This is a genomic window from Streptococcus didelphis DSM 15616 (assembly GCF_000380005.1).
In the GTDB taxonomy this organism is placed as follows: domain Bacteria; phylum Bacillota; class Bacilli; order Lactobacillales; family Streptococcaceae; genus Streptococcus; species Streptococcus didelphis.
Genome location: NZ_KB904189.1, coordinates 251,639 through 258,158, shown reverse-complemented (window position 1 = coordinate 258,158; position 6,520 = coordinate 251,639). Strand labels below are relative to the sequence as shown.

Annotated in this window: 3 protein-coding genes, 3 tRNA genes and 1 other annotated feature (1 of these 7 only partly in view); of the genes, 2 read left to right on the top strand and 4 right to left on the bottom strand. The window is 32.1% G+C overall.

Going from position 1 to position 6,520, the window contains the following annotated elements:
- Positions 1-292: 292 nt before the first annotated feature.
- A tRNA-Arg gene (locus A3GU_RS0105255) sits at positions 293-366 on the bottom strand.
- 143 nt (positions 367-509) lie between these two features.
- Here A3GU_RS0105255 and A3GU_RS0105250 point away from each other — a divergent pair.
- Positions 510-581 (top strand) — tRNA-Glu (locus tag A3GU_RS0105250).
- A 35-nt stretch (positions 582-616) separates the two neighbouring features.
- Positions 617-690, top strand: a tRNA-Asn gene (locus A3GU_RS0105245).
- Between the two features lie 375 nt (positions 691-1,065).
- On the opposite strand, the gene A3GU_RS0105240 is transcribed toward A3GU_RS0105245, so the two are convergent.
- From A3GU_RS0105240 to A3GU_RS0105230, 3 genes are all read right to left on the bottom strand, one after another.
- A complete protein-coding gene (locus tag A3GU_RS0105240) occupies positions 1,066-3,639 on the bottom strand; it encodes a YfhO family protein (protein ID WP_018366497.1) in 2,574 nt (857 codons plus the stop codon).
- Between the two features lie 53 nt (positions 3,640-3,692).
- Positions 3,693-5,312, bottom strand: coding sequence for an ATP-binding cassette domain-containing protein (locus tag A3GU_RS0105235; RefSeq protein WP_018366496.1), 1,620 nt, complete (start codon positions 5,310-5,312; stop codon positions 3,693-3,695).
- 93 nt (positions 5,313-5,405) lie between these two features.
- Complete coding sequence (locus A3GU_RS0105230) at positions 5,406-6,278, bottom strand: YitT family protein (RefSeq protein ID WP_018366495.1); 873 nt, start codon at positions 6,276-6,278, stop codon at positions 5,406-5,408.
- A 126-nt stretch (positions 6,279-6,404) separates the two neighbouring features.
- Positions 6,405-6,520, top strand: a binding site (T-box leader) (it continues 126 nt past the right edge of the window).

Sequence of the window (6,520 nt, the reverse complement as noted above, 5' to 3'; positions counted from 1 at the left end):
GGCAGGACGACCTGTTGAAGAAGTCTCCTCAAGCAAGACGTGTTGAGGAATGGTATCTACAAAGAGGCTGATTAATTTTGCTTCGTGAGTTTCTGGTAACTCGAAAGCAAGATTTAGTTCCAAGCTCATTTGATTTGTGTTATACTGTTGATACATCTAAAAACCCCTTCTGTTGTTTTGTCGTTATTACAATTATAGAGGATTTTAGAACAAAAGACGAGCAACTCCGTAAGGAAATGCTCGTCTTTTTTGGCTATCAGGACTAGTTTTTGCCCAGCCCCTTTTATTATGATGATCCCAGCAGGATTCGAACCTGCGACCGTTCGCTTAGAAGGCGAATGCTCTATCCAGCTGAGCTATGAGACCTTAACTCCCTTATTTTAACAAAATTTCTTTAATTCTGTCAATGCTTATTTTTTTCAAAAAAAATTGAAAAAGATGTAGACAAATCAAAAGATTCTGCTATAATAATAAGAGTGTTGAAGAGAAAGCTCTCTATAACAACTTCTGGTCCGTTGGTCAAGGGGTTAAGACACCGCCTTTTCACGGCGGTAACACGGGTTCGAATCCCGTACGGACTATCTATAATGTTGCTGTTGAAGCAATTTTTTTATTTTCCGGCATAGCTCAGTTGGTAGTAGCGCATGACTGTTAATCATGATGTCGTAGGTTCGAGTCCTACTGCCGGAGTCATTGCTTTTGTCAATTGTAGTGGGTAGATGAAAAGCTAATATCTAAAGAGGACCAAAAAGTCCTTTTTTTATTTTTATCATAGTAATAGTAATTTTTAAGGAAAAGTATCTCATTTTAGAGCTGTTTTTTGTAACCAACTTATGGGATGTAAGTTCAATATTATAAGAATCTTTTTATTTTATACCGATATTATAAATTCTAGAGAGACAAAAAGCCCTATCATATTTTCAGTGGTCTTAACCATTATAGATATAATCGAGCTGGGTTTATAAAGTAATCGTTCTTTTTTTGACTGTATCTTAAGATATAATTCTAAGGGCATAGATGATCTCATAAATATGAAGAAAAAGTGATGGTCCTATTTAGTTTATCTTATTTTTTTCTTTTTTGAAGATACATACAATAGGCTAAAAAGAGAGTTGTGCTAACTAGGCTAATTATTGCTCCTTCTTTAAAACCAAGAGGAACAAATCTTAACGTTAACCTTCCTTTTCCTTCTTTGACATTTACTTTCATAAAGCCTTTTTGAGCTCTTGAAATAGGAACATTTTTACTATTTAAATGAGCTGTCCATCCTTTGTCATAAGGAATGGTAATAAATAAGGAGCTATTTTTTTTGGCCTCAAATTGAATATCTACCTTATTTTTTAATGAGTTTACTTGAACTTGACCTTCATTTATTTTAGAAAAAACTTTTTTATAATTTTCCAAATCTAAACTGTAAAAGTGAGGTTTTTCAAATGAAATTGAAGTATTATTAGGAAAAATAACAGCAAGGTCAACTAACTTAGCTTCTTTGAAGTAGCCTAGGTCAAAGAAATTGAAAGTGTTATCAGTACTGTATTGATTCGTTTTTCCATTAATGTTTATTAATACTTTTTTTTCTTGTTGATTTGAAAAAGTAATTTTAGGAATGCTGAGATAGATTTGTTTATTTGCTGGTGCAAGTAATTGATAATGTAAAATGGTATCTTTGGATTTTCCTTTGGCTATACTGGCAACACGATTATTAATATAGGATGCTTGTGATTGCAAAGAAGCCTCTTCTTCTTTAAAATAAATCAAATTTTGACCACTAATTTGATTTAAGAGTCGTGTTTGATTATCTAAGGTATTAAGTGAGAAAGTAATATCTTTATAGGGTTTAACAGTTAATATGGCTAATTTAGAAGCATTTTGATTTTGATAAAGCTTCGTTTTTCCACTTTCAGCTATTTTAAAAAAATCATACTTATTAAGTTCATCTTCACTAAGATTATATTTGATAGCAAATAAACTATCCATTAATAAGGTATTGTTTTGATATCTGAGATTAAGATTAGTCCCTTCTGATTTAAATCCTAATCGATCTAAACTATTACTAGAAGCTCTATTTCTTATTGAAGAAAATTGAGAGATTCCATAATAATTGTATTTCATACTATCATTACCAGTCTGACTTAAGACCCGCTCTGTTCGGAAAAATGGTTTGTCCTGCCTTTTTTGGAAGTTTAAAAGGGAAGTCACTTCATTTGAGTGATGAGTATAAGCTTGTCGGCTAGGAAAATCCCATTCTTTGTCAATACCACTAATTTGATAATAGCTATTAAGTGTCATTTCTAAGCTTGTAAAGATAATTGTAAAGGCTGTAAATATAGTTAAGGGAATAGTTACCTTTTGTGAACTTATTAGTATCAAGCTATAGGCAAGTAAGAAGAAAAAACTTAATAAGAAAAAGCTGATATCTAAGAATTTATATCTTTCTAAATATAAGTAAGGTAAAGCAAGGCTTAGGTTTACAAGGATGAAAACAAAAACAATACTTTTATAAGTTAATTCATTTTTATGGTTTAAAGTCTCACATGCTAGTAGAGTTGAAAGTAAAGGTAATGTCCAAAAATATCTGTGTAAGAACATATTAGGAGCATGCATACCTTGCCAAAACAAACTAAGTGGTTCTATATAATAACTCATTATTATAATTAATAAGAGAAGAAAATAAGAGATCTTTGTTTTAAAAGAAATTGATTTCAGTGTAAAGAATAGTAAAGATAGTAGTAAAGGGAGTAAACCTCCGTAAAGCATGGGGATGGAGTTAAATTTGGTAGTATCATAGACACCTATTAAACTCTTAGAAAACAAGTCAAAATACCAGGTATTACTTGTAAATAAGTTTGTAAACCTTGTTAATTCTTCGCCATGGCTAGATAGATCTAAGTAGGTGGGAATAAGCATAAAGGCGCTAGCCAGTACTGAACATAAAGATATGCTTGTAAACTTTATAAAGAGTTTTAATTGTTTTTTCCACCCTTTTTTTTGAATAATTAATACTAAAGAATACAGAAGAAGAAAAAGTGAAAACATATATCCAAAATAATAATTTTGAATAAACAAGAGAGAAAGGCTTAGGTAATATAGAAGTACTTTTCCCTCTAACAGACGATGTAAACCAAGTATAATTAAGGGAATCAAGATAAAAACATCTAACCAATTATTAATCTCTACTTGACTTGTTAGAAAACTCATTAATGAAAAAGAGATGGAGAGAGAGAGGATGTAAAATGGTTTAACTTTTGGATACAGTTGACTGAAAGAAAAAAAGCTTGATAACCCTATTAATCCAAATTTAATAAGTGTAAACAGATAAATAGCATCTGTAATAGATGATCCATTAAAAAAGTAAATAAAAAGGGATAAGAAACTACCTAAATAATAACTTGTTAGTGCATAAAAATTAAGCCCCAGTCCACTTGTGAAGGTATAAAAAATACTGTCAGAACCATGTAATATATTTCTTAGATTTTGGGCAAAGATAGCATACTGATGAAAGCCATCACTAGCTAAAATTGTCTTTGCACTACTCCAATATATTCCTTTGGAAAATAGAACTCCAAACATGATAAAAAAAGGAATTGAAAAACTGAGTAAATAGGATAAGAAAGATGGTTTTTTAGTTGATATTTCCATAGCTTAGACTTTCTTTTATATTAAAAAAAGAATAAGGCGGAAACGCCTTATTTCTATTTCCAAAGTTGAGCAACCTTAGCTTGAACTTCTTCATTTTCAAGGAATTCGTCATAGGTTTCATCAATGCGATCAATGACGCCATTTTTTGAAATAACCAAAATATGATTAGCTATAGTTTGAATAAATTCATGGTCATGGCTGGTAAAAATGACAGACTCTTTAAAATCTTTAATACCATCATTAAGGCTAGAAATTGATTCTAAGTCTAAGTGATTAGTTGGGTCATCAAGAATAAGTACATTTGATTTTAAGAGCATCAATTTGGATAGCATTACCCGTACTTTTTCCCCACCAGATAGAACATTAACAGATTTTTTAACTTCATCTCCTGAGAAGAGCATACGTCCTAAGAATCCGCGTAAGAATGTATCGTCATCTTCACCTTTTGATGCAAACTGGCGTAGCCACTCTAGTATAGATTCCTCAGTAGCAAAATCGCGAGAATTATCTTTAGGTAAATATGAGCGACTTGTTGTTACACCCCAACGAACAGTACCTTCATAGTCAATATCTCCCACTAAAGCACGCATCAAAACAGTGGCCTGAATATCATTTTGGCCGATAATAGCAGCTTTATCTCCTGGGCGTAGAATGAAACTAATATTATCAATAATTTTTTCTCCGTCAATGGTAACTGATAAGTTTTCAACAGTTAAAAGGTCATTACCAATTTCACGTTCTGCTTTAAAATTGATAAATGGATACTTTCTGCTAGATGGTACAATCTCTTCTAACTCAATTTTATCAAGCATTTTTTTACGAGAAGTTGCTTGTTTTGATTTTGAAGCATTGGCAGAAAAGCGAGCAACAAATTCTTGCAATTCTTTAATTTTTTCTTCTGCTTTTGCATTGCGATCAGATTGTAAACGCGCAGCTAATTCAGAAGATTGTTTCCAGAAATCATAATTACCAACATATAATTTAATTTTACCAAAATCTAAATCAGCCATGTGAGTACATACTTTATTTAAAAAGTGACGGTCATGGGATACAACGATAACAGTATTTTCAAAGTCAATTAAGAAATCTTCTAACCATGAAATGGATTGAATATCAAGACCATTTGTTGGTTCATCTAGTAAAAGTACATCTGGCTTACCAAAAAGAGCTTTGGCTAAGAGTACCTTAACTTTCTCCCCATTTGCAAGTTCACTCATTGACTGATAATGTAACTCTTCAGAAATATTTAGGTTTTGTAGTAATTGTGAAGCTTCACTTTCTGCTTCCCATCCACCTAATTCGGCAAAGGTACCCTCTAGTTCAGCTGCACGGACACCATCTTCTTCAGAAAAATCTTCTTTCATATAGATAGCATCTTTTTCTTTCATAATGTTGTAAAGCTGTTCATTACCCATGATAACAACATCAATTACACGCTCATCTTCATAATCAAAGTGATTTTGACGTAAAACAGATAAGCGTTCATCTTGCCCTAAAGAGATATGACCAGTTGATGGTTCGATATCACCGGAGAGAATTTTCAAGAAAGTTGATTTTCCTGCTCCATTTGCACCTATTAATCCATAAGTATTTCCAGCAGTAAATTTAATATTAACGTCATCGAAAAGTTTTCGATCACTAAAGCGTAAGGATACGTCAGAAACTGTAAGCAATTTTTCACCTCATTCATTTTATCTAACCTTCATTGTACCTAAAAAAGCCCCAATTTTCAATCAGAAAAGGGACTAGCATAGATACCAGAGATATTACATTGGTAATAAGATATCTTGGTCTTCCAATTTATAATGTTTTGTTAAACTAAATCCACGGCCAATGACTTCAGCTGCAGGCATAACAACAATAAAAGCTGTCTCATCTATTTCAAGTATTTTTTCTTGAACTGCTGATAATTCATAAGTTGAAATAACTGTCATTAACATGATTTTATCTGAAGTGGTGTAGCCTCCACGGATAGGAATTTTTGTTACACCACGATCTGTAACAGTAGTAATATAATCCTTAATTGCTTGATAATGTTCAGAAATAACCATGACATTTTTAGAAGAATCAAAGCCGTTTTCCATAATAGTAATAACATAGCCTACGACTAGTAAACCTATGGTTGAGTACATGACATCGTCTACTGATAAAGCAATAAAACCCATTACTACACTAATACCATCAACAATTGTCATAGCTACACCTAAGGTTAATGGAGAATATTTATGGAGTATTTGAGTTAGGATACCAGTTCCACCAGTAGAAGAATTTCCCCAAAAAACCATACCTAAACCTATTCCCACTATAATACCACCAAAAACAGCTGCTAAGAGCTGATTGTGTGTAACAGTAGGTAGAAAGCTAGTCATTTTTATGGCAATAGGATAGATCCATGAGCCATATAAGGTCTTAATAAAGGTTTGCTTACCTAAAAAGAAGTAACATAAAAGCAGCAACGGAATATTACTAACCATTAAAAAAAGCGATGGGCTAATACCAAGTAGTTCTTTCATAACTACGGAGATACCAACCATACCACCAGATGCGATATTATTATGGACAAACATAGTATTAAAACCAATTGCTGTGATAAAGGAACCTAAAGTCACGTAAAAAACGTCCATTAGTCTTCTTTTCATATTATATTTTCTCCTTCCACACCTTTAAATAGTAGACCACCATTATCTCTTAATTATCCCCTTATAGTCAAGTGATATTTACTAAAAATACTAATTATTTACTTGACAAAAGTAATATTTTTTTTTAGAATGGGGCTAAATTAGATGAGTATCCTTTACATTTGTTTTTAGAGAGCTAGTGTTTGCTGAAAACTAGCAACAAGTTAAGGTGAAATGGACTAGTGGTTATTTGAGAGGAAATC